Below are 26,019 nucleotides of genomic sequence, written 5' to 3' on the forward strand. Positions count from 1 at the left end.
TCTTTTTGGGGCTGCTTTACCAGTTCATCAGCCCATAGCCTTTGATACATTGATAGTTAAGGTCATAGCTCTTTATCTTGCAGGCGTCGCCGGAATTGCCCTCAACGGTATAGACGCGGCTTCCGTCCCTGCCAAGCACAAGCCCCACATGGTCTGCAACACCGTCTAAATCCCAATCGAAAAAGATAGCGTCGCCCGGTGCGATATTCTCATAGCCCCGCGCGCCCCATTGTCCCCTTGACTGGAACCAAGGAACGCCCTGCCATTCGCAGCCTGCAAAGCGGGGTTCGCTTTTTCCGGCTTGATTGTAGCACCATGACACAAAGCAGGCGCACCATTCCACGCGGCTGTTAAAGCCATACCAACTCCAATAGGGATAACCGCCCACGTTTCCGACTTGCTGTTTTGCAAGCTCCATAAACTCCGGGTTTCCGGGACGTGTGCCGTTTACAAACTCCACGCCGCTTAAATCCTCGGAGGGGCTGCCGTCGGGAGAGCCGCCGCCAAAAATCAACGGTTTGTTGCCCTGTGTCTGTAAGTACACTTTGAACATTTCAAACTGCTGTGGGTTCAGCAGTTCTTCCGCAAGGGAAGCAATCGGCTTGTTTGTCAGCTTCACGTTCAAGATACGGTATTCGTATTCTTCCTCGTTGCCCTCCTCGTCGGTGGTGGTGCGTATCTCGATTTCTTCCGTCAGCGTCAAGGTGTACTGTAAGCCGAACAGCCGTTTTAGCTCTGCCTGTGCGCTCTGTGGGGTGTAGCTCTGTAAAAGGGCGGTCAGATAAGACGCAAGTTCGTGTGGGTTATGCCCGATAGTGTCAAGGTCATAGCGGTATTCATCATAGCCGCTGTGGGTGGTTTCGATATTGTCAATCTCACTTTGCAGTTCGTTTTCCATTGCAGCATAGCTCTGTTCCGTTGCCACAAGGTCGCTGTCCTCGGACGTGTAGGAAGTCCCTAACACGCTGTTCATGCTGCCGGAAAACATTGCCCCACAAGAGGAAAGCCCTACTGATACCATGATGAACAGAAGCAGCGCGGCGATAGCGATTATCACGCCCGCCGGGTGTCGCCCTACAAAGGCAGCCGCTTTCTTTGCTGCTGTCTGTGACGCTCCGGCGGTTGCTTTGGCGGTGGCTGCACCGCCTTTCTTTACAGTTTTTGCATACTGGCGTTTGATTTTTTGTTTCTGCATAAACCGGGAAAAGGGATTGCTTGTAAGCTGAGGATTTTCCTGCAAGACTTTGTGATACTGGAAGTTCACATTTGCCTTGAACGCTGCCTTTTCTGCCTTTGCTGCTTCCCGGTAGGGTTTCAGCTTATGGCTGCGGTAGCCCTGTTTGAATTTCCTTGTCCCGTACCTTGCGCCGCGCTCGGCAAGTTCCTCCGATTTGTGCGCGCCCTCCGCGCCGGAATTGTCTTTCTCGACGCTGTGGATTTTGTTGTGAACAAAAATACCCGCTTCCTGCGCGGGGCGGGATAACGGGTTGCTGTGGGCTTTGCCGCCGGGTATCGGCTTTTCCTGTTCCTCAAAGTGCAGGCGGGTCTTTGCCTTTCCTGCGGCTTCGTCAAAGGTGCGCTCCTTAACCAGTTTCTTTTGCTTTGGGATAGCTGCCTTTGCTGCGTCCAGTCGGTCAGCGGCTTTTTCCGATTTTTTGATGTAAGTTTCCAGTTCCGGCGTTGCCCGTTCTTCCTCGGTAAACTGTAAGCGGGAAGTGGAAGTACGCAAAGCAGTAGCTTCCTGCTCTTTTTTGACTTCCTTTTTGTTTGCTTTTCGGGTATGTGCTGCGTCAAGATGTTCTATGACGCGTTCCGCTGCGGCACTGTCCGGCTGTGAAAAGTCGCTGTCTGCTTCCCGGCTGCTGATACGCTCGGCGGTCTGCTGTGTTTCGTTTACCTCGATAAGCCCGTCGCGGGTCATTTTCTGTGTGATTTTATCGCGTGGTTTTAATTGCTTGATAGTCCTGCACCTCCAATCCGCGCCCTCGCAAGGGCGCAATATTCTGCATTTAATTCAATCCCGATATAATGGCGGTCAAGGCTTTTTGCTGCAAATCCTGTGGTTCCGCTTCCGAAAAACGGGTCTATGACAATCCCACCTTTGGGACAGCCCGCCAAGATACAGGTTTCCGCTAATTTCGGGGGAAAAGCTGCAAAATGCGCCCCTTTATATGGGACAGTGTTAATCAGCCACACGTCCCGCTTGTTCCGCGTGGTCGGCATGAGCGCGTCGTCATAGTAGCCACCGTCCCGCGGTCGGTTTAGTCCCTGCACCTTTCCTTGTCCGGGTATTTCCTGTGTGTATTTGCTGTTGGTGCTGCGCGCTCTGCGATACCGTTCTGCGGTAGTAGGTGCTAAGGGTTCTGCAATGGCGGCAGCGTCATAGTAATATTTCTTTTCCTTTGAAAGCAGGAAGATATGTTCATAGCAGCGGGTCGGGCGGTCTTTGCAGCTTTCCGGCATAGGATTTTGTTTTTGCCATATAATATCGCTCCGTAGATACCACCCCTGTTCCCGTAGGGAAAACGCCAAGAGCCAGGGAATACCGATTAAGTCCTTTTGTTTGCAGCCGGTAACGCGGCTGTTCCTTGCAATCCGCTGTCCGGTGCGTCCCTTTGGGTTTTTTGGGTCAGCATAGCCGCCTTTATTTCCTGTGCCGCAATAGGTGTCTGCGATATTCAGCCATAACGTACCGTCCTTTCTAAGCACCCGGTAAAGCTCGCGAAAAACAGAGGTCAGCCTGTCAATATACTGTTCCGGCGTATCCTCCTGTCCGATTTGTGCGTCAAGCCCATAGTCCCGCAGCGCAAAGTACGGCGGGCTTGTAACGCAGCAATGGACGCTTTCACTGGGTAATTCCTGCAAAGCACAAAGCGCGTCCCGGTTGATAATCACGTCTGTTTTCATAGGCTGCTCACTTCCTCCGGCTTCGTCGTCATAATGCGGTAAAGCTCGGTATCTTTCGGGAAATGGTCTACAAAGGGCAGCACCACATTTCCATAAAAGATAAGTCCCTCGCCTGCTTCGGTATGGGTTACATACTTCATCTGTTGCGGGGAGATATTAAGCTGCTTTGCAAGGATAGCCCGGTCGCCCTGCGCCTGATTGAGCATGAGGACAAAATCAGAGTTTTCAAAGATATTTTCCACCTCGCGTGAAGCAAGCAAGTCCTTAATATTCTGTGTGATAGCTGTCGGTATGCCGCCCCATTTACGGAAACGCTTCCAAATCTCCACACTGTAAGCTGCGGTCTGTTCCTCTTTTAAGAGCAAGTGAAATTCGTCCATATAGTAGCGGGTGGACTTTTTCTCTGCCCGGTTAATGGTAACGCGGTTCCATATCTGGTCTTGCACAATGAGCATACCTAACTTTTTGAGCTGCTTTCCAAGCTGCTTTATATCAAAGCAGACAAGGCGGTTAGAAAGCTCCACGTTGGTTCTGTGGTTGAATACGTTAAGGCTGCCGGAAACATACAGCTCCAATGCTGCGGCAATGCGGGCAGCTTCCGGCTCCGGCTGCTTTAACAGCTCGTCGTAAAGGTCGCCCAAGATAGGCATTTTCTCCGGGTCGGGGTCAGCAAGGTAGTCCCTATACACATTTCTTACAGCGCGGTCAATGACGGTCTTATCAACAGGCTGTAAGCCCTCCTTGCCGCCAATGACAAGCTCGCAGAGAGAAAGGATAAAATCGCTTTTCAGTGCAAGGGGGCTGTCGTCCTCGGAATAGTTGAGGTTCATATCCATAGGGTTCACATACTGGGGCGTACCGTCCATACCTTTGCCTGTCGGGGATAACCGTATCACTTGCCCGCCAAGCCGTTTTACAAGGGCAAAATACTCCGCTTCCGGGTCGCAGATAAAAATATCGTCGTCGGTAATGAGAAAAGCATTTGTGATTTCCCGCTTTGCCGCAAAGGATTTTCCGCTGCCCGGTGTTCCCAAGATAAGCCCGTTTGGATTTTTAAGCTGCTTGCGGTCGCAGAGTATCATGTTGTTTGACAGGGCATTTAAGCCATAATACAGGGCAGCCCCAGTCTGAAATAGTTCCTGTGTGATGAACGGGATAAAAATAGCGGTGCTGCTCGTCGTCAACCCTCTCTGAATAGGGATAAGGTTCTCCCCCAAAGGGATAGAGGACATCAGCCCCGCTTCCTGCTGATAGTCAAGACGGGTCAAGGCGCAGTTGTATTTCTGTGCAATGCCCGCCGCCGCGAAAATGTCATTTTCCAGTTTCCGCTTCGTGTCTGCCATGTTTACCACAAGGAACGTCAGCAGAAACATTCGCTCGTTGCGGCTCTGTAAATCCTGCAACAAATTCTTTGCTTCATTCCCAAAAGTGGCAAGGTCGGACGGGAGTATGTCAATATCGTAACCGCTTCTAACTGCTTTTTTCTGTTCCTCAATCTTCATCTTGTCAAGGTCAGTGATTTTGCGCTTAATGGTCTTGATTGCTTCCGACTGGTCGATACTTTTAATATGGAGATTGACAATAACCCCTGTTTCCAAGTCCAACATATCCGCTAAAATACGGTCGTTTAACTCCGGGGCAAGGATTTCAAGGAACGATACCGCCCCCGTTTTTTTCCCCATAGCAAAGTAGCGTCCCTCCCCGAACTTGAAAGAGGACGGGGCGATAAAGTCCTTTGTGGTAAGCCCTGTCGGGGTCAGCCAGTCATAGGAGAATGAGAACGGCTCGCCTGCCGGGTGGAATACCCCATGCAGCACCTTTAAGCGTTCATAGCCGGATAAGGGGTGCGCCGATACGCCAAGCACCTTGAAATTGTTGAGTACGTCCGTTTCGATACGGGAAAGCCGCGCCCTTGCCGCCGCCGGATTGTCCGCTTCAATGGAAAACGTGATGTACTTGTGCTTTACAAGCCCGTTGTTCCCTTTGGCAAGCTGCATTTTCAGCATATCGGAATATTCGGTGCGGATAGAGTTAAAATCATCATTTTGCGGCGGGATATGGATTGCCCGCGCTGCCTGTTCCTGCTGTGAACCTTGATTGATAAACGAAAGCTGCACATTTACGCTTGCGTCAAAGTAATTGAGAAAATCGCACCAGTTTTCAAAAATGGCGGTCTTGTCGTCTGCCTGTGCAAGCTGATAGTTAATGTCCTCAAAGGCAATGCTCTTTGAATATTTCCGCTGTGCCACTTTGCAGATACCGTCCGGGTACATGGCAAGGTAGGGAATGGTCTGCTGTGCGGTGTGGGCTTTGCCGTCCCCCTTTGCCTGCCGGATAACCGCCGCTATCTGTTTCTTTTCCGCGCGGGTCAGCTTACGCCTGTTTCCTGCGGCTTCCCGCGTCTTTTTTGTCTGTCCTTTTGACAATCGCTGATACCTCCTTTTCTAATGCCCGCTGTTTCTCCAAGAGTGCATATAGGTTTTCTGTCTGATATGGTCGCACTTTGGGGCGGGTAAATTTTGTCTGAATGATGTTCTTTATTACCACTTCAAGGGGCTGCCCATGCTTTTCATACATGGCAACCAAGAAGCAGGGAAGCATGACGACAATCATTACCATTGCCGCAAGGCTCGTCCCTGCGCTGTCTTTGAGCAAAAAGAAAAGCGGCAGTCCTATAAGAAGTGCCACTGAAAAACAAAGGATTTGCCGCTTTGTTAGATTGAAAGCGACTTTTGTTTTGACTTTGGATAGGTCTTTGGGTACAGGTACATACGCCAAGAAAAAACCTCCTTTCTGCCCTTAGTGGGCGTTGAATATGGATTTTGCCAGTGCGCCGGATTTGAACAGGGAGAAACAGAGGATAACGGTATAGGCTGCAAGGGAAAAAATCGCGCTGTGCAGATTGTCCGCTAAGACCATTTCGCCTACTAAAACCGCATAAATGCCGACGCATATCATAATGAGGAAGCCTTGAAAGCCCAGTGCAAACAGCCCCTTTAGGTAGTTGTTCCCAATCTGTCCCCATTCCCGGTTTGTCATGGTAGCAAAAGGGATAGGGGAAACAGAACAGTAGGCGTATATCTCAATCATTCTGCCGTAGAGGATAACGGTTATCAGTACGGACATGATTTTCATACAAAGGCTTACAAGGCTCGTTTCCATGACAAGTAACAGTAGTTCGGGGATTTCCATATCTTTTAGTCCCTCCTGCATGGCGGCAAGGGCTTCGGTTACGTCGATATTCGTATCGCCGCCGATTACCCCCGCCGCGCCGGATACAATATGCTGCGCCATATCAAACACCGCCATAGTAATATCAAAGGTATGTGTTACCAAGAAAACGGCAACAAAGGCTTTGAAAAACCACTTGAAAAACATAAATGTTTCTATGTCGTGCATATTGTTTTTTTCCGTTACCATGCTGATAAGCTCATAACAGAGGACATAGGTAATGACAAGCCCCGCAATGGGTACAATCACATTTTCCGACAGGTTTTGTATCATGCTGAAAATGTTTGCGTTCCACCCCTGCGGGGTCTTGCCTACCTCCGCTGCAATGGTGCCTACTTTTTCGTTTACGTCCCCGAACATAGTGGAAAGGTTGCCGTTAATGGCTCCGATAAGGATTTCTTTTATCCATTCGTTAATCGCTTCCAGTATGCTCTCCATAGGCTACCCTCCGTAATCTTATCCGAACAGACCGGAAAGAAGCGGTACAAGGATAGTGCCGATAAGGGCAACGCCGCCGCCCGCCATAAGCTGTTTTATCCCCAAATAGGTGTAGGAAAACGGCTCGATGGCGGGCGGCGGCGTGTCAAGAAATATCTATGGAGTTTTTAAGAACCGCCCCGGCGGGGGCAGGTCAGGCCGTGACCTGCTCCACTTCCGGGATGGGTTTGAGATTGAAATGAATTTCGATAGAAATGTGTCTTGTCTTATCGCTGTCTATACTCTCATGGACAACGATTTCTTTAATCAGGCGGTTTAAGGTGGCGGCGTCCAGTTCCGTGATGTCGGCGTATTCCTGAATGGCTTCCACCCATTGGCGGGCGTCACACGCAAGCCGGATTTCATCGGCCAGCTTTTTCCGGCCTTCCTCAACCCTTGCCTTCAACTCGGCCTGTTCCGCCTGCGTCTTTTCCATCAGCAGATTGAAGTTCGCTTCGCTGATACGTCCGGCAACCATGTCCTCATACAGCCGCAGCACCATCTTTTCCAGAACGTCAATCCGTTCCTCGTCTTTGGTAAGGGAACGCTCCAATGCTTCCCGCTGGCCTTTCTGCTCTGCTTCGCAGGTATCGGTCAGCTTCCCGGCAACGGCTTCCCCGTCCATCAGGGCGGCTCTGGCGCACTCCCGGATTTTGTTCAGTACAAGGCTGTAAAGGGTGTCGTACTCAACCCGGTGCTGGGTACAGTGCTGTTTCCCGTAGGCGTTGTAGGTCTTACAGGAATAAATCTGCTTCGGGTGCTTGTCGTTGGTGTAGCGGATCGTCAGCGACTTCCCGCACTCGCCGCACTTGATAAGCCCCGCAAACAGGCTGATTTCCCCGGTCTGGCGGGGGCGCTGCCGGGATTTCAGCTTGCGCTGCACGATGTCAAAGGTCTTGCGGTCAACAAGCGGCTCATGCTGGTTCTCCACCACAATCCAGTCCTCCGGCTTCTTCTCCCCGATGGTGCCGATTTTGAAGCGGTATTCCTTCTTCTGGGAAGCGATAGCGCCGGTGTAGACGGGGTTCATCAGGATGTCCTTAATCACGGAGAAATCCCACATATACCGCCCGTTTACCGGGTCTTTCTTTTCCCACTTGGTTGACACGTTCCGAAAGCCCCGCACCCGGTTCCAGTAGGTCGGGCATGGGATTTTTTCTTCTTCCAGCCTGCGCCGGATGTAGTTGGGGCCGTGTCCTTCCAGCGCCCACGCAAACAGACGCCGGACAATGGGGGCCGTTTCCTCATCAATCAGCAGATGGTTTTTGTCCTCCGGGTCTTTCCGATACCCGAAGGGGGCAAGGCAGCCGGTAAACTGGCCTTTCTGCGCTTTCAGCAGATAAGAGGAATGAACCTTCTTGGAAATGTCCTTGCTGTACATCTCGTTGAGGATGTTCTTGAACGGCGCAATGTCGTTGTTGTCCCGCATGGTGTCGATACCGTCATTCATGGCGATATACCGGACGCCGTGGCGGGGGAAGAAATCTTCAATCAGGAAGCCGGTCTGCAAGTAATTCCTACCCAGTCTGGATAGGTCTTTCGTGACCACAAGGTTTATCTGCCTGCGCTCGATGGCTTTCAACATCCGTTTCAGGTCGGGGCGCTCCATGTTCAGCCCCGTGTAGCCATCGTCCTGATAGACTGCAACAACCTCCCATCCCTGCTTCTCGCAGTAGGTTTCCAGCATATCCCGCTGGTTTGCAATGCTGGCGCTCTCCCCGTCAAGGTCATCGTCCTTGGAAAGCCTGCAATAGATAGCCGCCCGGAAGCTGCCCGCCAGTATTGCGTCCATGCCTGTATATTCCATTCCGTTCATCATAACCGTTTACCCGCACAATCCAGACGGAACACGGTCACTCTGAACCTTGTCTTTATTATACTCTAAATCTTGCTTTTTCGCAAGATATTCTTTATTATTTCTCTGGCTGTATTTCTGTGCAATCAGGCTCACGAAAACATCCGTAGCGTCCAGTTCGCCGTCAAATACCGTTGTGACATGGATTTCAGTTTTGCTTTTTGCCATAGGCAGTTACCTCCATAAATAAAATAAGCCAGACAGGAGAAGGTCGGCAACGAAGTCCGGCAACGGTCTTCAAAAAACCTCGAAAACAATCTCTGTCTGGCGGGTTACTGTTTATTTACTTTTTCTTTTATTTTTCTGTTGCTTTGGTTGTCAGAGGGGAGAAAAGCCCGCAGTTACGGTCTTTTTCCCGGCAACCGGCTCGGCAACGGGATAGCAACGGGGTCGGCAACCGGCTGTGATTTCTCCGGATTATTCAGAAGGGAAGTTCCATCTGCTCCGTGACTTCCACAAATCCGTCCGGCGTTTTTTCACGCCCGTTGTCAGCGCCCGTTGCCGGGGCTTCTCGTTCCCAGCCCTTTTGCCTGCCGTACCCTTCAAATATCCGGGGATTGGAGAAATACTTCCATCCCGTGATACAGTGGTTCATGATGTCGTTGACTTCCCGGATTTCCCATTGCTTCGGCTCGTCAAAGGGGTGGTTCAGGGCTTCCTTGAAAAGCTGCTTAGAGCATACGGCGCTGCCAGTGTAGCGGTCAAGGTACGCCTGTATCATCCCGGCCTTGGTGTCCTCCGGCATGAAATCCCGCTGGTGTTCTTTGAGGTACTGTATCATTTCGGGTGTAAAAGACAGCTTAAAATCGCCGCTTTTGTAGGTTGTCATGGCTTCCGCCCATACCTGTTCCAGATAGGCTCTGGAAGCGGCTTCATCGTCCAAAATGTGTACCTCGGCCTGTCCGGGGTAGACCATGACCGGCAGGAAGCGCCGGTTCCCGGAACGGTCAAGGGGCAGGAAGTCCAGCGCATTGGAAGTCCCGCCGAACACGCATTGCCGCAGCCTGTCCTCCGGGTGGGTTTCGTAGGGGATTTTATAGACCTCCTTCTGGCGGCTTAAAAATGACTTGATTTCCTCTATGCTCTTGGCGTTTGCGGTGGCAATCATCTCCGACATTTCAATTATCCAGTGGCCTTGTAGCTTGCGGTACACGTTATCATCGTCCAACTTCCGCAAATCATCGGAAAACCACTCGTCTTTTACGGCCAGCAGCCGGAAGAAGGTGGATTTCCCGGCTCCCTGACCGCCAACCAGACAGAGCATGACCTCAAACTTACAGCCGGGGCAGAATGCCCGGTGGATGGCTCCCAGCAGGAACAGCCGCAGGGAATGGTAAGTGAAGTTGTCTGTGTCGGCTCCCAGAAAGTGACGCAGGCAGTAGCGGATACGCTCTTTCCCGTCCCAGACAAGGCCGTTCAGGTAGTCCCGGATGGGATGGTAGCTGTTGGCGTCTGCGGCCAGATCAGCGGCGTCTGCTATCTTTTTCTCGCTTGTCAGGCCGTAGGTATCTTCCAGATACAGCCGGATATATTTCATGTCCGTGTCGGTCATGGCCTTGCTGCCGGTTCTGCGTTTCCTGCCGATGGGCTTTAGAAGGTCAATACGCTCGGTCAGGAGATTTTTTGCAACCGCCCCGGAAAGAATGGGGTCATACTGGAACACGGTCAGGCAGTTGTGGATACTGTTCCGCACGCCGCCTTTCTCGGTGCCCTCCAGCATGGCTTTCACTTCCTCAACGCTCCGGGGCGGGGGTGCGGCTTCGATGGTGTCCGTCACGGCCTGCCGCAGTTCTGGCGGCAAGGTCTGCCATTCTCCGCTCAAGGTTCCTCACTTCCTTTCCGTAGCTGGCAATCAGGGCAGCCCGTTCCCCTATGTCGGAGAACAGCAGCACATCCAGCAGATATTCCACATGGGATTGTTTCTGCAAGGCTTCCACGAAAAGCGGGTGCCATTCTTCCTCCGGCGTCTTTGGGGCATAGTCCCGCTTCCAGCAGCGCAGCAGATTGTGATAGTCGGACAGTACCCGGAAACAGTGGCGCTCCATGCGCTTAAATTGATGTTCCGGGCTTTCCTGACGTGGCTTCCGCTTCGGGCGGCTCCTGCTTGGCGGCTCCCTGTCCTCATAGGGGATGGAGAAGTCCTGCGCCAGCATGAGGGCGGCTTCTTTGGGGCTGACGTTTTCCAGACGGGAAACAAAGTCAATCACATCCCCGTCTGCCTGACAGCCGAAGCAATGGAAACGCCGGTCAACCTTCATGCTGGGGTTTTTATCGTCATGGAAAGGGCAGACGCACATCCCGTTTCTCCCTACCCGGATACCGTAATGCTCGGCGGCCTGCCGGGTGGAAACAGACTGCTTCACGGCTTCAAATACGTTCAATAGGCAAATCCTCCTGAAAATAGAAAAAGCGCCTGCCATTCTCACAAAGAAAAGGCAAGCGCCTGATTGGTTAAAGTTCCATATCCTGTTTTTGCTGGCGGCGGGGCTGCTGGCGTTTCTGTTCTTCCCGCTGTTTTGCGCCCTCAATCTTCCAGCTTAATTGTTCGTTGATGGACGGCTTCTTTCCCGGCTCCGGCACAACACGGCGCTGGTCGGGCGGCAGCACATGGTTTATCCAGTAGCGCACATCCCGCAGCAGCTTCATATCCGCCTGAACCGCCTGCAATCCCTCATTTTTTTTAGACAGTTCCTCGGAAAGCTGCGCCCGTTCTTTCTTTAACTCTTTCGCATCGAAGGGCAATTCCTCCTGATGGGCTTTGAAGAAACGCTTTGCGGCAAGGTAGGCGTCCAGTTCCTCCCGGTGTTCGGCGGCAAACTTCTCCTTTCGGGTTTTCCAGCCGATGGAAGCGTATTTCTTGTAAACCTCTTTGTAGGCTCCGTGGTTGGCGATATGGGAAAGGGTGGTGTCGATGGCCTTTATCCGGCGTTCCGATTTTCGGATGTCGGTTTTGGCAGAAAGTATCTCCCCGCTGACCTTATCCAGATAGGCGTCAAGGCTCTCCACGGTGGAGATCTCTTTCTGCCGCAGGAAGTCAAGGGCTTCCATGACCTTGTTGAAATCGCCAACAGTGCCTTTCAGCTTCCCCTTGGAAGTCCAGCCGGTGCGTTCCTCGCTCCGCATATCCAGATACCGGGAAAGCAGTTCGGGGATGGTCGGCTCCTTTGCCTGTTCCAGCACTTCCAGCAGCGCTGCCTTTTTCTCTTTCAGGCCGGACAGCCAGCCCTTTAAGCTGCGTACCATCTGCCGGATAGACTGCATGAGGGAATTGGCGGCTTTGATGTCCCGGTTCAGGTTGCCGATGTTGGTCTGTATGCCTTTCTTCTCCAACTGGCTGACCGCTGGCCCCATGTGGACGGTGGGGATTTTATCAATCCCCTGTCGGGCATAGGAACGAAGGTCAAGGCGCTCCGGGCTGCCGATGGCTTCCAGATAGCGGTTCGCCGTGTCAGCCCAGCCCTGCCGCCATATCTCGGCGTACTTCTGGTCGTTCCAGTCCACGGTGTCCTCCTTGTGGCTTTTCCATCTGCCGGACGCAAGCCGGATACGCTCGCCGTTCTCGTCAAGGTCATAAACCTTCCGGCTCTTTGGGAGCCACTTGCCTTGTTCGTCCATTGCCCGCATGGTAAGCAGGATGTGGGCGTGGGGATTTCCGTCCCCCTTGTCATGGATGGCAAAGTCGGCAATCATGCCCTTGGAAACAAAAAACTCCCGGCAGTAGTCCCGGATAAGGTCGGCGTACTGTGACCGGGGAAGTTCCCTCGGAATGGCAAGCACAAACCTCCGGGCAAGCTGGGAGTTCCATTGCTTCTCGATGGCTTCGGCGGCGTTCCACAAGGTATTCCGGTCTGCGTATTCCGGCGGGGCATGGGGCGGCAGCATGATTTCGGTGTGGACGATTTCGCTTTTATGGGAATAGTATTTCTGTTTCTGGTCGTATTCGGAAAACAGCCGTTCCCCGCTCTGGTAGGCGGCAGACGCAACGGCTGACTGGCGCTTGCTGCGCTGGATGATTTTCACATCAAAGTGCGGGCATGGCAAGTCACGTCCTCCTTTCTCCCGGTGTCCGGGCATAAAAAGAGCAGGGAACCTGTTTCAAGATTTCCTGCTCGGTGGTGCCGCCGGTGGGTGGCTGGTATTCAGTTTTGAAAGTTCGGATCAGGGTGGCCCGATAAATTAGGATTTTCCCTTTAAGGAATCATCTATTTTATCTATTTCTTTTGATGTTTTTTCATAATCAATCACCGTGCCTATAACAATTCCAATCAACATTCCGATACTTGCACAAATAGGAATGGCAAAAAGATTTTGCAAAAACGCCCATGCCAACACACCTATGCAACCACCAACAATAAATCCTGTTAATAAGCCAACAGTTAAGTATCTATTGTTTTTCATATTGCTATATCCCCTCCAAATTCCAATTTGTCGTTGACTTCATTATACCTCATCGTTTCAGAAAAGTATAGCGGCCTATTGTAAAACTTGCTGGACGGGAACAGCTTGCAGTGCAAGGTGTTCCCGGGCGGCAAGTACACAAAGGGGTAGCTGGCGTCAGCCAGCGCAGGGGAAGTGTAGCTTCCTCTGTGATGATTGACAGGAGCCGGAACGCTGCGGGCAATCATCCGCTTTCCGCAGGAAGCCCCCGGCAGGGCGCAACACACTACCTTCAGGTGGTGTATAGTTGCGCCCTCTTTCAGAGGGGCAGTCCACGGGCTGCGGCTCTGGAAGCAATTATGACCGTTCCCGGTCTGGCTGTTTTCTCTTGGGATGTGGCTTTTCCGCCCTCGCCTGTGCCTTGGCTTCGGCAAGCCTGCGCCGGATGGAATTGTCCCGCTTCTGGATAAACCGCTGCTTCGTATCAGCGATAAAGCGGCGGCACTCCGGCTCCGGGATGGCGTCCAGCTTTCGGATGGTATTCTCCACAATCTCCCTTGTCTGCCGGTCACGGATAACCGGCACGATTTCTTTCAGCCCCGCAAGAGTTTCTTCCTTCGTACCGGCGGCGTACTGATAGACCATAGCCAACTCGTCTTTTGAAAAATCCATCTTCATTCTGCGCCCTCCTTCTCTGTGCCGTTTCCGGCGAACACTTTTTCCATAAGCTGCCGGGTGCTGTCCTTCCGGAACAGCAGCTTCAAGAACAAACTGACCTGTTCATCCGTGATGGCTTCCGGGTGGGGAAGGTAGCTTTCCAGCATGGCGGCTCTGGTGCAAAGCCGGTGCGTCCGTTCCTTCCGGGTCAGCGCCTTAGCCTGATGGGTCAGACGCTTTTCCTCCTGTTGCGCCCAGCGCAGCTTCTTTTCCGTTTTCTCTATCTCCTGATTGAGTTTTTCCAGCTTTTCATTCATCGGCGGCTGGCCTCCTTCTTCGGAATGAGTACATATATTTTGTTGGGTTCCCCGAAGCCCTGACGCACTCGCAGTATCAGTCCGGCGTCCTCCAATTCATTCAGGGAACGCTTCACGGTCATGGTGCTGCGGGCAAGTGCCGCCGCCAGTTCCACGATAGGGAAATGGATAAACAAAATCCCGTTGGCGTCCTCTATACCTGACAAGAAAACAATATCCAACATCCGGGCGTACATGACCTTTGCGGTGCTGCTGATCGGGAGCCGCAGCATGGCTCTCGGCAGCGGCATACAGGGCGGTAGGGCGGTGTCTGCGGTCATAAATTCAACTTCCATTCAATCGGTGTCCTCCTTTACTTTTCGTTTTGAGCGTTTGGAAAGATAATAGGGGCAGTCCACAATGACCGCCCGGAAACTCTGCTTGCAAGTGCGCTGGCATTTCCGGCAAAGGTCGTTGTACGTTACCCGCCCCCGTTCATTGAGGAAGAAAGACAGTTCCAGCTTCCTCTTTTTCGGCATTCTCGGCATGGTGCCTCCTTAAACAAAAATCCGCCCATTTCAGCCGTAACAGCCGCAATAGACGGATAGCAGATTTTAGTGTCGTGTTTCGGGGCGATTTTCAAGGAAAAAGCGGCCATAGAGCCGCCCGGAAATCCCCCGTAGTATTATGGATAGGGTAGACTATGCCCTATCGGATTGTTGTGTTTCGGTATCAATTCGGTGTTCATTTTCGCCGGTTCTCCCTGATGTCGTTCCTGCCCCTGGCTCTCACAACGGCGTTTCGCTCCCTTTGGTACGCTCGTTGCGGTCATGGTTCCTCCATTTCCCTGCCGCAAGTCGTTGCGCTACATCGCCGGGGAGCATATCCCATACAGGCCGGTCATTCGATTGGAATAATCCATCGATGAACTAAGCCCATTATGGCACATTTTTGAGCCTTCTCCCGTATATCCACAAAGTAGGAAAACCGCCCCAAAATCGAAAATTTCCACGATTGCGGAACGGGTATGGTATAATGAAATTGACGGCGGCAGCCAGCCGCAGGAAGGAGCGATGTATCTATGAAAACCCGCATTTCCGTACAGGAACGCCTGAAAGATTTACGGGTGGAACAGGGCTTAAATCTGGAAGAATTGGCGCAGAAAACCGGCATTTCAAAATCAGCCCTCGGCAGCTATGAAAACGACAACGATGAATACAAGGAAATCAATCACGGCAGCCTGTTGAAGCTGGCAGACTTCTATCAGGTGTCCGTTGACTATCTGCTCGGCCTTACCAACAATCGGAAATATGAAAACACGCCGATAGAAGAATTACATTTGAGTGATGAAGTCGTGTGATTTTATACATAGCTGAATCAAAATCCTTTATAAATGATTCATCTCCATGGCAATTTAAAAATTTCCCTGCTGTAATCAATGCACCCACTTCCGCCGCTGTAAACATTACCGGCGGAAGTAGGAAGCCCTCTACAAGAAAATATCCTTTTCCGGCCTCAGATCCAATTGGTATTCCGGCTTCTTCAAGTGTCCGGATATCTCTGTAAACTGTCCTTAAGCTTATATTAAATCGCTGTGCAATTTCTTTGGCAGGAATTATTTTTTTTGATTGCAGCTGAATAAGAATAGAGGTTACTCTGTTAATCCTGTTCAAATTTTATTCCTCCTCTGTGACTTCCATAAAAAGTATATCCTATGCGTTCTTAAGCTAGCTGCTGTTAGTGCTTCTCATTGCACCCTGGTTATAAAAGCCATACTCACAAACCTCTTCACCAAAACTCTTTACATCTCTAATATAGAACTCTATCTAGCGAACTTTTAGAAAAGATATAAAACATCAGAGTATGGACAGTTGCGGATGTACTTCAGAAAAGATTAGATGTCTAAAAAGCTTGTAGTTAAAGCTTTTTAGACATCTAAATCTAGGTACTAAAACAATTCATCCAGTAAAATATAATATTTTATTTTCTCCCAATCAGGCTTGATCCCCAGTAAGTCAAAAAATAGCTCGACATACTGTTCTTCCCCGATATCCTCCCTGATCGACCGGACGCAGAAGGCAATGTCATACCACTTGTCCGCCCTGCCGCTTCTCCCAAGATCAATAAAGCCACTTACTTTGCCATCTTTCACAAAGATGTTGCTGTCTCCCAGGTCGCCGTGGGAAAAGACAAGTTCCTCTTCGGGCTTTTCCGTCTTTAAAAAATCATACAGCTCGCGCGGATCTTTAAATGGAGTGTCTTCTTCCCAGTTTTCGCAATCCACATCGGCCAGATCGTTATTCAGTAAGTAATCCAATTCGGCTAAGCGGCTGTCTAAGCTATTCGTATAGGGACAATCCGATATGTCGATGGAGTGAAAGAGCCTGATGCACTCCGCATACAGCTCGATAATCTTTTCAGGGCTTTGTTCATCTTCATACTCTTCCGAGCAAAGGACGCCATCGGCCTCACTCATGAGCAGATTGCTCCAGCCATCATGCCGTTCAAAGTGCAGGACCTTTGGAACAGGCAGCTTTCCTTCCAGCCATAGCATCATGTCCTTTTCCCGTTCCACATCATAGGTGGTCCCTTTATACCGGCTGTCCGTCATTTTTAAATATAGGTTTTCATTTTCTCCCACCAGCTTATATACCTTAGCAGGAGACATTCCTTCCGTATCTTTTACGCAGCGGTATTTTTCGATCAGTTTTTTCAATTCCGGTGATATTCTCATTTTAGCCATTTATTATTTCCTTCCTCTTTTCTACAGTATTTAAAGATACCCCAAGAAGCTAATTATAACAAGACGAACTCCAATTCACTGTTCCTTGCATTCTAAAACCTTAAATACCAGAAAACAGCTTTTTCAAAGTTGTTTTCAAAGTTGGCGTATAACATAGTATCGACGGAGCCGATTTTGAAACCACAATTATGATAGAATTTACAAGCTATAAGGTTATTGTCCTGGGTTTCAAGCATTAGTCCATGCAAGTTTTTATGCTTTGCCCATTCTATAGATATATTGATAAGCGCGCTGCCTATGCCTTGCCCCCTGAAATCCTTACATACGGCGATATCTTCTATATAAGCGTACCGGTTCCAATTTTTTCGCAGTTTAACTTTTCCGACGCATTTATCGTCTTGGTAGTAAAGATATATTATCTTATCAGTATTGTCAATATATTCAAGGCAATCTGCCTCCTCATCCTCTTCATCCTCTTCGTCTTGGTAGCTTTTTAAATATGGCGCTTCATAGAGTAATTCTGTAAAGGTCCAATTCTCGTTTTCATACCTCGGTATAATCTTACCTATCACCTCAAATGGTTCGCTGGGTTTATCGATATCTTTCAGGTGCCCTGCTTTCATTTCTGTAATCACTGTTCCCACCTCTCTTCTATATCAGCGGCATATGTGCTATCCAGGCAGCCGGTTTTACCAGTGTATTTTTTATACATGTCCCTGGTATATTTTGTTATATTCCTATCATACTCCGGATAGGCATAATGAAGCCTTTCCGCCACCTCACCGGATACCGCCCTGAACAATTGATGGCATAGAAATAATGCTTCCCATATGTTTTCATAGGAATCCATCCGGTAGGTGGACAAAAGTTTCTCCCACAAATCCTCGGATATATACCTTTCAATAAACTTATAGTTCTTGCCTACACTTAATTTAAAGCCTGTTTCGATGCCGACCTTCCATGATATCATTCTCAGCAGCTCATGGCGAACAATCTGATTAAAATGATCAATAGCAAATAAAATTTCCTTACGGCACAGTCCCTTAACCACATAGGTAGTGGTGTTCCAGAATTCATTGCAGCAGTCATCGTATTCCCGGGCACTGGGTTTTCTTATATGATAATCCATGTCGGTCGGAACTACAGCTTGCTGAATCCTTCCATCCTTATCCAGAATAATCTTTATCAATTTATCGTCATTCAGGTAGTTTCCCAACTCTTCCAGGGGCAATAAGGTAAGGTCTATTTTATTATAATCATCAAAAAGTATTATATAGGAGTAGCCTTTCTCTTCAGCCGGGAATAGTTCCATATCCTCCGGTTTTTGCATCATTATAATATTCCCGAAGCTTTTAAGCCATTCATCCTTTAAAGTAAAGGATTCCACATCTGTTACGAAGTATGTGACATCATAATCCTGGAATTCGTCCTTAGGTATATTAATATTTGCGCGTGACCCCTCAAGGGTCACAATTCGAATACGTTCATCCTGTTCTGCTAAAGAAAGTACTAAATCCATCATTTCTTTTTCTGATCTCATTTACATACTCCTCGTTTATTTTTTCTATATTATTACATCTTCTTTTTTGCCGATACAATCAGCATCATTGGGCGTCGCATTTCATCCGCCATCCCCGGAATATCCATCATGTTCTCTGGCGGCTGTGGCTCCACAATCTGATTTATTATAAAACTATTTGAAAGCAGTGTATTTAGATATGTGGTCAGTGTTCTATGATATTTTGTAACCTTTTCTTCCAAAAACATAGCTGTCCGTTTGCCCTCATAATAATAATTGTCCACCGGGAAATGCAGTATTTCTCCTTTTTCGTTATAATACCAGTCTTGTGTTCCATGAGCAGTAAAAACAGGATGTTCAACTGTAAAAACTAAATTGCCACCAGCCTTCAGCATCCTATATATCTTTTTTATTAAATTCTCATAGTCTGCTACATAATGAAACGCAAGCGAACTTAGTATTACATCAAAGCTCTCCTCTGGGAAATCCACATCTTCTATGGCACAGCATTCATATTCAATCTGTGGAAAATGGGTTTTTCCTTTTGCTACTTCGAGCATTTTATGAGAAATATCAACACCTACTACAGAGGAAGCACCGTTTTCCATCGCATATATACAGTGCCATCCATAGCCGCATCCTAAATCAAGCACACGCTTACCCTTAAAATCAGGTAGCATCTTTTTCAAAGTCTCCCATTCTCCCGCACCAGCCAGTCCTTTCTGCGAGCGACTCATTTGACTGTATTTTTGAAAAAATATATTATCATCATATTTGTTTTCTTTCATCTGAACTCTCCTCGTTTAAAAAGTTATTTATCTCCGATACAATTTCATTCACTTCATTATAAAGCTTCTCGGTCATGTCGTAGCATTCAAAAAGTGAGATACCGAGTACTTCAAAAATATGATTTACCTTCTCGGTATATTTTTCAGGTTTATGTTCAAAAGTTTCAAGCAGTTTTATAGCTTTCTTTTCGTTGATACAATAAGCATTATTACATGCAAATAACACTTGATTTAAACATGAAACTATACGAAAAACATGACCCGCAATATAATATTTATCGTCTGTTCCCGAATTTGCTTTTACAAACATTAAAGAGAACCCTGCTTCAAACATAAAAAAGTTAACTAAACTTTTCTGCAAAGCATTGGGATAAGTTTCTGCCTGTTTTTTTAATTCGCATAAGCTTTCATTCTTAGCATATAGTATTTTGCTAATCGCTAATTCTCCTCGATACATTGCACTAATATAACCATGGGGATGCCCAGTCTGATAATTGGCAGTAACAATTCCGTGCTCTGTATCTTTCATTATTTGTTCCACACGTTTAATATCACGTAAAATTAAATCCACATGATACCCGTTTATGACTAACCATCCGCCGCCATTAATCCAATCACCCCATGCTCCGGGAGGTACAACAAGGTTATTTCTATGCTCATCATCCAGCTTTGTAGCGAATTGATTAATAGTATTTATGTCAAATGATTCTGAATTGTAATAGATGCCGATATCTATATCCGAATCCTCTGTATGGGTGCCCCTTGCACGTGAACCACCTAAAACAATACCTTCTATATAAGACAGAGAGGATAATTTCTCTGCTACTGATTTAATAATATTATCTACCATCAAGCATGCTCCTTTTATCGATTCACTGCTGTAAAAATTCCAAGCCAAATCTTTTGCTTCTACTCAACATATTTATAATTTTTTTAATTTCACAAAAGATAGCTAATAAGCACATTATAAGAATGATTCTGATTTTTTTCTTCACTTTTATTTTTCTCCATTTCAGCACATTGTTTTATTTTTGGGGTTTTTCGATTTCATCATTTTCTAATTCAATCACATCCAGAATGCCACAATTCAAGGATTCGCAGATACGAACCAGCGTTTCCATGCTGATATTTTTCCCTTTTCCCATATTAGCAATCATATTTGTGGTAAGACCGGCGGCAATCCGCAAGTCCTCTTTTCTCATATTGCGCTCAACCAGCGTATGCCAGAGGGGTTTATAGCTTATGTGCATTTATCCTCCTGCCTTTCTCCCGGTTCCGGGGTTCCTGCTCCTATTATATCAAAGTTCTTGCTATTCCACAAACATTTCTTGATACAACCGCCGGTTCCGTCTGGATTGTGCTTTTCCTTTCTTCTCTTGATTACATCTACTTAGCCATGAGCTGCTTAATGCCTTGTGATTTTGCACCCGGATTGTCGTTTCCATATCCCTCCAAGAGATTGATAACGCCCCAAATGCCTAAGCCTGCGCCCAGTGCGATAACAAGGGTCTGTAATACGTCGATAGCAGAGTTAAAAAATTCCATAAAGCTCCTTTCTGCCGCAAATGCGGCTTGCCCTATAAAAGGGCATAAAAAACGGCGGTCAGTTTTCAAACTGCCGCGGTCATAAGTCCCCGCGCTGCCTAAAGTTCTGCCGCGCGGCGGTATTCAGTTGTCAGTGTGGGCGATAGGAATTTTTGTAGGGGCGCGTATCATGCAAGTTGTCTTTTTCTTTGTTACTGCGTCAATTCCTCCTTTCTTTTCAGCCGGGAACACACATTTTTCGTCATTCCAAAAGATAGCTCCTACGCTGCATATACTCGGTAACGTAAAGGGTCTGTTCCCCTCCGCGTTCCTGCAAATACTCCCGCAGAGCGTTTTCTGCATTTTCTATCATCTTTGTAAAATAATGTTCACGACGTATATCATCAGTTTTTGTTTTCTGTCTGCTCATAGTATAACCTCCCGTAAAATCAAAGTTCCCGCCGCACCCGTTTCTGCTCATACAGGGCTTCACACCGTTTCACAAACTGCTGGATAGCTGCCTGCCGTTGCTGTTCCCGTCGCTCGGCAATGAAAACAAGCCCGTTTATGGCTTCTGTGATTTTCTTATCTTTTTTCTTCTGCATACGTCTATTCATGGTCGGTGTCCTCCTGCAAATCTGCTTCGCTGATTTCGTAATAGTCAAAGGGTTCGTCCGGCTTTACAAGGGCGGGTCTGCGCCTTAAATGCTTTTCCATATCAAAGGTATTTTTCTTGTCATAGTCGGAAAGATATTTATAGTTGGGGTGCTTTGTAATGTCATACTTATCAGAGAAGAACGGGCGTACCCCTCGTAGTTGTAAGATACATTTCCCGCCGTCCATGACTGCAATTTCATCTTCGGTCATAAGCTGCTTGCCTAACTTCTGATAGTTCAGCCCATGTGATACCTCACGCCCCCGGTTCTCGGAAGTGTTGAAGCTGTCAATGGTTTCTTTCCCCAAGATTTCCGACATTTCTTTGAGGGTGGTTTTCTCCTTGCCGCCCAAGAAAAGGGTGGTGTCGCAGTTGCCGGCTATGGTATCGGCGTTATCTTTGTATATCGCCTTTAGCTGCGACTGGCTTTGCAGAATGATTGAAGCAGAGATTTCCCGGCTTCGGATAGTGGCTATGAGCTTTTCAAACTTCGGTATCTGCCCGATATTTGCAAACTCGTCTAACAGACAGCGTACATGGACGGGCAGCCTGCCGCCGTATTCATCATCTGCCTTGTCGCAAAGAAGATTGAAAAGCTGCGTGTAAAGAATACTCACAACAAAGTTAAAAGTGTCGTCGGTGTCGCTGATAATGACAAACAGGGCGGTCTTACGGTCGCCTATGGTATCAAGTTCCATTTCGTCGGTTTCCATAAGGTCGCGCAGCTCTTTAATGTCAAAAGGGGCAAGCCGCGCCCCGCAGGAAATGAGGATAGAGCTTCTTGTCTTTCCCGCAGATAACAGGAATTTCTTATACTGCCGGACAGCAAAGTGTTCCGGGTCTTTTTCCTCCAACCGTTCAAACATAAGGTCAACGGGGGACTGAAATTCCGGGTCGTCCTCGCGGGCTTCACTGGCATTTATCATTTCAAGCAGCGTCGTAAAATTCTTTTCTTCCTCCGGGGCTTCGTACCAAATGTAGCCGATAAGGGCGCAGTAAAAGAGCCGTTCCGATTATAGTGATAGGTAATCCTTTGAAGTTATCGCCGGATTTTCCCCCACTTCACACCGGACGTGCGACTTTCACCGCATCCGGCGTTCCATCGATTGTTTTCACAAGCATTTAATCAATCTCCAAATGAAATACTATTATTCTATTGCGGACAAACCAGCCCGCTCACGCAGACTGTTCACTTTTAACATCAGTTCCTTTGTTGTTTTGAGAGCATAAGCTATCGCTTTCAGCTCATTCATCGGGCGTCTTTGCAGAAGCAGAAGGAATCTCCTGTGGAACAAAATCATGTTTTGATAGCGTTCCCTGCCGCCAAATTCTGCCGGAGTTTTCAGCCAGCATACAATGTCAGCCGCATTTTCAAAGAGTTCTCCACTTAGCGCACATTTTCCACGTTGAGCAGAGAATAATGAAATCCTGCTGTCTGTGAGTTCTGTGCTTCGACCCATAGACGGTTGATTTCTCAAACCCGCCAGAACAAATGAGTTCAGGCTTAGGTTTGTGTGTATCAATGTCCGTCCGTCGGCCGTATAACTGCATACCGCTGTTTTCTTTGCCATCGGTATCTTGTTCTTGATATATGCGATAGGGTAGATAGGTTGGTCGATTCCTGATACATACCGCACCATTGCCGACTTACCGAACCGCTCCTTTTCGCTCTCGGTCATTGCACCGCCTTCTCGAACAAGTTTGCACCCGGTTTCTGTATTGAGCCGGTTGGTTAAAACTGTCATGACCTGCCTGTGGATTTTTCTGCAATCAATACTGATACAGGTAGCGAGCTGGAAATAATTCTGTATTCCCAGAACCATTGAATTGAACAGCCTTATCTCGTCTAAAGGTCTTTTTCCTTTGGACGGTCTGGCAATCCGCTTCGCTTGTTCCACCAGCTTTTGCCTTTCCAGTTCCAACTTTTTGTCACAGATATGAGATTGCACAGCGTACCTACCGCTTTTTGGTCTGACCCGTATCTTGAATCCGAGAAACTCTGAATAGCGTTTTCTGACATTGACTATCCTTGTTTTCTCTGGCGATACTTCAAGCCTTAGCCTCTCAGTTATCCACGCTGTTACAGCTTCTTTTGTTCTCAAAGCGTCCTCTTTATTCCGACAGAAGATTCTGAAATCATCTGCATATCTCACGATGTACATTTCTTTCAGTCCCGTTTTCCTCATTTTGAGAAATGCCTTACTCCGGTCAAAAGTAATCGAGTTTCTGATTTTTCTCTCATACCCGTATTCCTTTACAAGAGGGTGGTTCTGCCATTGGCTCTCTACCCAGTTATCCAGTTCATTCAGCACGATATTCGCAAGTAGCGGTGAAATGATACCACCTTGCGGTGTGCCTTTGTCTGGAATGAGGGTAGTGCCGTCTGGCATTCTAATCGGTGCTTTCAGAATCCGCTTGATAATAAAAATCAACTGTTTGTCGTGTATTCCCAAAGCCCATATCTGCCGCACCAGCTTACTGTGATTTACATTATCGAAAAAGCCCTTTATATCAAACTCAATCACATAATGCAGATTCATTCGCTGGAGCATGGTATAGGTTCTCTGCATGGCGTGTTCTACGGAGCGGTTCGGGCGAAAGCCGTAGCTATTGTCGCTGAATTTCGCTTCGCAGATAGGCTCCATGACCTGCTTGATACATTGCTGTATCAGCCTGTCCCAGATACAAGGAATACCCAACGGGCGGGTCTTGCCGTTTGGCTTCGGAATGTCTTTACGCCTGACCGGTTTTGGTCGGTATCCGTGCTGACTTCCTGTGACAATAAACCTCACTTTCTCCACAACTGTTTCGGGCGGTAAACACCCGATGTCACTGATGTTTCTGTTGTCTGTTCCTGCTGTGTAGCTTCCTCCGTTTGCTTTGATGTTCCGATATGCCAGAAGAATGTTATCCCGGCTTAGGATTATATCCATAAGGTCGGTAAAGTTGTCTCCGTCCAGACTTCGGCGATAGAGTTCGTCAAAAACTGGCTGCATACCGTAATACTCGGCGTGCCGTAAATCGTCTACACATAGATTTTTGCTTTTCTTTGGCATAAGGCATCACCTCCTTTTACGAAAGTGACCCTTTTGGTCTTACTCGAATCCTTATGTTGGATTGAATAATGCCTGTTTATCTCAACCGACTTGTGGCCATTCCTCCGTAGCTCACATAACGCAAGCACATCATAGGTTCGACCACTGCTTTTCAGCAGCAGTTCGTCTGCTTATTGTTCTTCGTCAGATTATTCCTTGCGGAATCTGCTGCCTTTCCTCGTTCCGATAGTTCTATCTGTACATACATACCCTTAGGTTCCTGCTATAGACCTGTCGGCTTGCCTGTGCCTGTAACACAGCATGGTCGTTCGTAGGGCAAATTTCTACTGAACCACACCGACTGCGCTTTAACGCACCCACGCATTTCTGCGTGGTCTTCTTTTAGACCTGTACATTCGCAGGTTCGTCAGTCCGCCCGCCAAAGCGAACATTCTAACCATAGGTATCTTATAGACCCTCGGCCTATAGGTAACACAGTCTGCCGCCAGACCGCTTTCGACCACTTTTGGCAGTGGTTACGGTTACTCTCAGCCTTTGTCATGGGGCTTCGTACAAAAGCCATTACAGCTAATGCACGCCCATCAAGGGTAGGCGTTTCAGGGCGTTACCCCGTCATTCCACCTATCAAACTATCAGTTCTCCGAACAACGGAAAACCGTTGCCCGTGCGCAGACTTTTTACCGCCTGCGAACGAGTCGCACTTATCCAAAAATCTTCCCCTGCTTTTTCCCCGTCCCCTTTGGTGTTGGCAATCAAAGTATTTACCAGTTTCAAAATGTCTTTTTCGCTGCGGAGATAGGCAAAGGGATTGTATTTCATGCTTTTTTTGAAGTTTATCGTGTTCAGCACCTTTATCCGATACCCGCCCCGCTGTAAGAGCTTCCCGCACTCGACTAAAACCGTTCCTTTCGGGTCGGTTACAACGTAGCTTGAGTGCATTTGCATAAGGTTGGGCTTTACGAAAAATCTCGTCTTGCCGCTGCCGCTTCCCCCGATAACAAGGATATTTTTATTCCTTGCATACTTTGGCTGCTTTGGGCGGCTGTTCATGGTAAGCCGTTCCGTCTGTGTGAGCAGCACGTTATTTTGAAATACCGGGTCGGTGTAGGGCTTTATATCTTCGGCGTTGCCCCAACGGGCAGAGCCGTATTCGATACCTTTCCGGTATTTCTTCGCATTCTTGCCTTTTACATAGACAATCAGCCGGATAAGGACAGCCCCTACAATACCGATAAGCAAATCCATAGGTGCAAGGCTCGGAAGCGGGTTTGCAAAGGCAGCGGAAAAGCCGTCTGCAAGGGAAAGCACCTTGCCGGACAGGTCAGCCCCCGGAGAGAGCCGCACCGCCTGTCCGATTTTGTCAAAGAGATAGACAAAGAGCAGATAGGGGGCATTTAGGATAAGCAGCTTTTTAAGTTCCGGCTTCATAGCGATACCTCCCTGTCCTTTTTCTTCACTTTTTCCCTCTGTGCGTTCAGAGCCGCCGCCTTTTCTTTGAGGGAAACAATCAGCTTGCGGATAGAGGGCTTTTGTTCCTGCGTCAGCTTCTTTGCGGAAAACTCCTTGAAAGCTGCGGTCAGTGCGTCCGCGTCCCGTCCCTTAAAAAACACAAGATAGCGGGGCGGGGTTTCGGTGCTGTCTTTCTTTAAGGCAAAGTCAATCCCGTATTTTTTCGCCGTACTCTCAAAGGCTTTGATATTGTCCTTTGTGATTTCAATGTTGGAAACGCCCGCGTTCTGCTTCATAAGCTGCTTTAGGGTCTGCTTGCCATGCGGGATTTTCTGTTTGTCATGCTGCTTTTTCATCTGTGCAAGCAGGGCTTTCATAGCCTTTTGGAGCTGCTGCGCGGTCAGCTTTCCGGTCTTGATGTAAAGGGCTATGGTCTTTTCGTTGGTTTCCTCCTGCAATGGGTGTCCTCCTTTCGTGTTCTATGG

26 protein-coding genes and 6 pseudogenes are annotated in these 26,019 nt (G+C 48.3%); 3 read left to right on the forward strand and 29 right to left on the reverse strand.

Translation table 11 applies throughout. The features are described from left to right. Positions 1-16 precede the first annotated feature (16 nt). From FND36_13900 to FND36_13970, 15 genes and pseudogenes are all read right to left on the reverse strand, one after another. Complete coding sequence (locus FND36_13900; protein QDW75042.1) at positions 17-1,921, reverse strand: CHAP domain-containing protein; 1,905 nt, start codon at positions 1,919-1,921, stop codon at positions 17-19. 26 nt (positions 1,922-1,947) lie between these two features. Next, positions 1,948-2,907, reverse strand: a complete 960-nt coding sequence (locus tag FND36_13905) for a site-specific DNA-methyltransferase (GenBank protein QDW75043.1) — start codon at positions 2,905-2,907, stop codon at positions 1,948-1,950. Beyond that, positions 2,904-5,333: a conjugal transfer protein TraE gene (locus FND36_13910; GenBank protein ID QDW75044.1), complete on the reverse strand. Its 2,430-nt coding sequence runs from the start codon at positions 5,331-5,333 to the stop codon at positions 2,904-2,906. The genes FND36_13905 and FND36_13910 overlap by 4 nt, the downstream gene beginning before the upstream one ends. Next, positions 5,281-5,685 carry a PrgI family protein gene (locus tag FND36_13915; protein ID QDW75045.1) on the reverse strand — a complete coding sequence of 135 codons (405 nt, stop codon included), beginning with the start codon at positions 5,683-5,685 and terminating at the stop codon, positions 5,281-5,283. The genes FND36_13910 and FND36_13915 overlap by 53 nt, the downstream gene beginning before the upstream one ends. Before the next feature lie 21 nt (positions 5,686-5,706). After that, positions 5,707-6,576 carry a hypothetical protein gene (locus FND36_13920; protein ID QDW75046.1) on the reverse strand — a complete coding sequence of 290 codons (870 nt, stop codon included), beginning with the start codon at positions 6,574-6,576 and terminating at the stop codon, positions 5,707-5,709. Between the two features lie 18 nt (positions 6,577-6,594). Then, positions 6,595-6,678, reverse strand: a pseudogene (locus FND36_13925) (conjugal transfer protein). Positions 6,679-6,769: 91 nt separating this feature from the next. Next, positions 6,770-8,434: a DUF4368 domain-containing protein gene (locus FND36_13930; GenBank protein QDW75047.1), complete on the reverse strand. Its 1,665-nt coding sequence runs from the start codon at positions 8,432-8,434 to the stop codon at positions 6,770-6,772. A 6-nt stretch (positions 8,435-8,440) separates the two neighbouring features. After that, on the reverse strand, positions 8,441-8,638 hold the full coding sequence (locus tag FND36_13935) for a hypothetical protein (GenBank protein QDW75048.1): 198 nt from the start codon (positions 8,636-8,638) through the stop codon (positions 8,441-8,443). A 253-nt stretch (positions 8,639-8,891) separates the two neighbouring features. Continuing rightward, complete coding sequence (locus FND36_13940) at positions 8,892-10,190, reverse strand: virulence-associated protein E (GenBank protein QDW75640.1); 1,299 nt, start codon at positions 10,188-10,190, stop codon at positions 8,892-8,894. Between the two features lie 13 nt (positions 10,191-10,203). After that, on the reverse strand, positions 10,204-10,890 hold the full coding sequence (locus FND36_13945) for a DNA primase (GenBank protein ID QDW75049.1): 687 nt from the start codon (positions 10,888-10,890) through the stop codon (positions 10,204-10,206). 31 nt (positions 10,891-10,921) lie between these two features. Then, complete coding sequence (locus tag FND36_13950) at positions 10,922-12,511, reverse strand: conjugal transfer protein (protein QDW75050.1); 1,590 nt, start codon at positions 12,509-12,511, stop codon at positions 10,922-10,924. Positions 12,512-12,646: 135 nt separating this feature from the next. Beyond that, positions 12,647-12,868: a hypothetical protein gene (locus FND36_13955; protein QDW75051.1), complete on the reverse strand. Its 222-nt coding sequence runs from the start codon at positions 12,866-12,868 to the stop codon at positions 12,647-12,649. Positions 12,869-13,204: 336 nt separating this feature from the next. Beyond that, positions 13,205-13,525, reverse strand: a complete 321-nt coding sequence (locus FND36_13960) for a chemotaxis protein (protein ID QDW75052.1) — start codon at positions 13,523-13,525, stop codon at positions 13,205-13,207. Next, on the reverse strand, positions 13,522-13,821 hold the full coding sequence (locus FND36_13965; GenBank protein QDW75053.1) for a DUF3847 domain-containing protein: 300 nt from the start codon (positions 13,819-13,821) through the stop codon (positions 13,522-13,524). Before FND36_13965 ends, FND36_13960 begins: the two co-directional genes overlap by 4 nt. Then, the gene (locus tag FND36_13970; protein QDW75054.1) at positions 13,818-14,156 is read right to left on the reverse strand and encodes a DeoR family transcriptional regulator; all 339 of its coding nucleotides are present in this window, start codon (positions 14,154-14,156) and stop codon (positions 13,818-13,820) included. The genes FND36_13965 and FND36_13970 overlap by 4 nt, the downstream gene beginning before the upstream one ends. Before the next feature lie 48 nt (positions 14,157-14,204). On the opposite strand from FND36_13970, the gene FND36_13975 reads away from it, so the two are divergent. Beyond that, the gene (locus tag FND36_13975; GenBank protein QDW75641.1) at positions 14,205-14,408 is read left to right on the forward strand and encodes a hypothetical protein; all 204 of its coding nucleotides are present in this window, start codon (positions 14,205-14,207) and stop codon (positions 14,406-14,408) included. Between the two features lie 292 nt (positions 14,409-14,700). On the opposite strand, the gene FND36_13980 is transcribed toward FND36_13975, so the two are convergent. Further along, positions 14,701-14,895, reverse strand: a complete 195-nt coding sequence (locus FND36_13980) for a hypothetical protein (protein ID QDW75055.1) — start codon at positions 14,893-14,895, stop codon at positions 14,701-14,703. Between FND36_13980 and FND36_13985 the strand changes: the two are divergent. Beyond that, a pseudogene (locus FND36_13985) lies at positions 14,882-15,157 on the forward strand (helix-turn-helix transcriptional regulator). The gene FND36_13980 and the pseudogene FND36_13985 sit on opposite strands and share 14 nt — an antisense overlap. Position 15,158: 1 nt before the next feature. Here the strand turns inward: FND36_13985 and FND36_13990 are convergent. Next, a pseudogene (locus tag FND36_13990) lies at positions 15,159-15,473 on the reverse strand (HTH domain-containing protein). Between FND36_13990 and FND36_13995 the strand changes: the two are divergent. After that, positions 15,453-15,641: pseudogene (locus tag FND36_13995) on the forward strand (hypothetical protein). The pseudogenes FND36_13990 and FND36_13995 overlap by 21 nt on opposite strands. Positions 15,642-15,748: 107 nt before the next feature. On the opposite strand, the gene aph(3')-IIIa reads toward FND36_13995, so the two are convergent. The 12 genes and pseudogenes from aph(3')-IIIa to FND36_14055 all read right to left on the reverse strand — a co-directional run bounded on the left by aph(3')-IIIa (position 15,749) and on the right by FND36_14055 (position 25,992). Next, complete coding sequence (aph(3')-IIIa, locus tag FND36_14000; GenBank protein ID QDW75056.1) at positions 15,749-16,543, reverse strand: aminoglycoside O-phosphotransferase APH(3')-IIIa; 795 nt, start codon at positions 16,541-16,543, stop codon at positions 15,749-15,751. Between the two features lie 92 nt (positions 16,544-16,635). Continuing rightward, the gene (gene sat4, locus FND36_14005; GenBank protein QDW75057.1) at positions 16,636-17,178 is read right to left on the reverse strand and encodes a streptothricin N-acetyltransferase Sat4; all 543 of its coding nucleotides are present in this window, start codon (positions 17,176-17,178) and stop codon (positions 16,636-16,638) included. Then, positions 17,175-18,083: an aminoglycoside 6-adenylyltransferase gene (gene ant(6), locus FND36_14010; protein ID QDW75058.1), complete on the reverse strand. Its 909-nt coding sequence runs from the start codon at positions 18,081-18,083 to the stop codon at positions 17,175-17,177. Before ant(6) ends, sat4 begins: the two co-directional genes overlap by 4 nt. Before the next feature lie 32 nt (positions 18,084-18,115). Next, the gene (locus FND36_14015) at positions 18,116-18,850 is read right to left on the reverse strand and encodes a class I SAM-dependent methyltransferase (protein QDW75059.1); all 735 of its coding nucleotides are present in this window, start codon (positions 18,848-18,850) and stop codon (positions 18,116-18,118) included. Next, on the reverse strand, positions 18,831-19,700 hold the full coding sequence (locus FND36_14020) for a nucleotidyltransferase domain-containing protein (GenBank protein ID QDW75060.1): 870 nt from the start codon (positions 19,698-19,700) through the stop codon (positions 18,831-18,833). The genes FND36_14015 and FND36_14020 overlap by 20 nt, the downstream gene beginning before the upstream one ends. 175 nt (positions 19,701-19,875) lie before the next feature. Beyond that, on the reverse strand, positions 19,876-20,100 hold the full coding sequence (locus FND36_14025) for a Cro/Cl family transcriptional regulator (protein ID QDW75061.1): 225 nt from the start codon (positions 20,098-20,100) through the stop codon (positions 19,876-19,878). Positions 20,101-20,236: 136 nt separating this feature from the next. After that, positions 20,237-20,395, reverse strand: coding sequence for a hypothetical protein (locus tag FND36_14030; GenBank protein QDW75062.1), 159 nt, complete (start codon positions 20,393-20,395; stop codon positions 20,237-20,239). Between the two features lie 588 nt (positions 20,396-20,983). Then, positions 20,984-22,042: pseudogene (locus tag FND36_14035) on the reverse strand (type IV secretory system conjugative DNA transfer family protein). A gap of 135 nt (positions 22,043-22,177) precedes the next feature. After that, positions 22,178-24,085, reverse strand: coding sequence for a group II intron reverse transcriptase/maturase (gene ltrA, locus FND36_14040; protein QDW75063.1), 1,908 nt, complete (start codon positions 24,083-24,085; stop codon positions 22,178-22,180). 151 nt (positions 24,086-24,236) lie between these two features. Next, positions 24,237-24,445: pseudogene (locus FND36_14045) on the reverse strand (hypothetical protein). Positions 24,446-24,709: 264 nt separating this feature from the next. Then, positions 24,710-25,513 (reverse strand): type IV secretory system conjugative DNA transfer family protein, encoded by an 804-nt coding sequence (locus FND36_14050; GenBank protein QDW75064.1) that lies wholly within the window; start codon positions 25,511-25,513, stop codon positions 24,710-24,712. Continuing rightward, entirely contained in the window at positions 25,510-25,992 is a 483-nt protein-coding gene (locus tag FND36_14055; protein QDW75065.1) for a PcfB family protein, read from the reverse strand. Before FND36_14055 ends, FND36_14050 begins: the two co-directional genes overlap by 4 nt. Between the last annotated feature and the right edge of the window lie 27 nt (positions 25,993-26,019).

Source organism: Lachnospiraceae bacterium KGMB03038 (assembly GCA_007361935.1).
In the GTDB taxonomy this organism is placed as follows: Bacteria; Bacillota; Clostridia; order Lachnospirales; family Lachnospiraceae; genus Massilistercora.

Excerpts from the sequence above, each read along its gene's own strand:
- FND36_13900 (QDW75042.1), bottom strand. The coding sequence starts at position 1,921 with ATGACCCGCGACGGGCTTATCGAGGTAAACGAAACACAGCAGACCGCC.
- FND36_13905 (QDW75043.1), bottom strand. The coding sequence starts at position 2,907 with ATGAAAACAGACGTGATTATCAACCGGGACGCGCTTTGTGCTTTGCAG.
- FND36_13920 (QDW75046.1), bottom strand. The coding sequence starts at position 6,576 with ATGGAGAGCATACTGGAAGCGATTAACGAATGGATAAAAGAAATCCTT.
- FND36_13930 (QDW75047.1), bottom strand. The coding sequence starts at position 8,434 with ATGATGAACGGAATGGAATATACAGGCATGGACGCAATACTGGCGGGC.
- FND36_13935 (QDW75048.1), bottom strand. The coding sequence starts at position 8,638 with ATGGCAAAAAGCAAAACTGAAATCCATGTCACAACGGTATTTGACGGC.
- FND36_13940 (QDW75640.1), bottom strand. The coding sequence starts at position 10,190 with ATGCTGGAGGGCACCGAGAAAGGCGGCGTGCGGAACAGTATCCACAAC.
- FND36_13945 (QDW75049.1), bottom strand. The coding sequence starts at position 10,890 with ATGGCAGGCGCTTTTTCTATTTTCAGGAGGATTTGCCTATTGAACGTA.
- FND36_13955 (QDW75051.1), bottom strand. The coding sequence starts at position 12,868 with ATGAAAAACAATAGATACTTAACTGTTGGCTTATTAACAGGATTTATT.
- FND36_13960 (QDW75052.1), bottom strand. The coding sequence starts at position 13,525 with ATGAAGATGGATTTTTCAAAAGACGAGTTGGCTATGGTCTATCAGTAC.
- FND36_13965 (QDW75053.1), bottom strand. The coding sequence starts at position 13,821 with ATGAATGAAAAGCTGGAAAAACTCAATCAGGAGATAGAGAAAACGGAA.
- FND36_13970 (QDW75054.1), bottom strand. The coding sequence starts at position 14,156 with ATGGAAGTTGAATTTATGACCGCAGACACCGCCCTACCGCCCTGTATG.
- FND36_13980 (QDW75055.1), bottom strand. The coding sequence starts at position 14,895 with ATGCGGGTTTTCATAGATACATCGCTCCTTCCTGCGGCTGGCTGCCGC.
- FND36_14015 (QDW75059.1), bottom strand. The coding sequence starts at position 18,850 with ATGAAAGAAAACAAATATGATGATAATATATTTTTTCAAAAATACAGT.
- FND36_14020 (QDW75060.1), bottom strand. The coding sequence starts at position 19,700 with ATGGTAGATAATATTATTAAATCAGTAGCAGAGAAATTATCCTCTCTG.
- FND36_14025 (QDW75061.1), bottom strand. The coding sequence starts at position 20,100 with ATGCACATAAGCTATAAACCCCTCTGGCATACGCTGGTTGAGCGCAAT.
- FND36_14030 (QDW75062.1), bottom strand. The coding sequence starts at position 20,395 with ATGGAATTTTTTAACTCTGCTATCGACGTATTACAGACCCTTGTTATC.
- ltrA (QDW75063.1), bottom strand. The coding sequence starts at position 24,085 with ATGCCAAAGAAAAGCAAAAATCTATGTGTAGACGATTTACGGCACGCC.
- FND36_14050 (QDW75064.1), bottom strand. The coding sequence starts at position 25,513 with ATGAAGCCGGAACTTAAAAAGCTGCTTATCCTAAATGCCCCCTATCTG.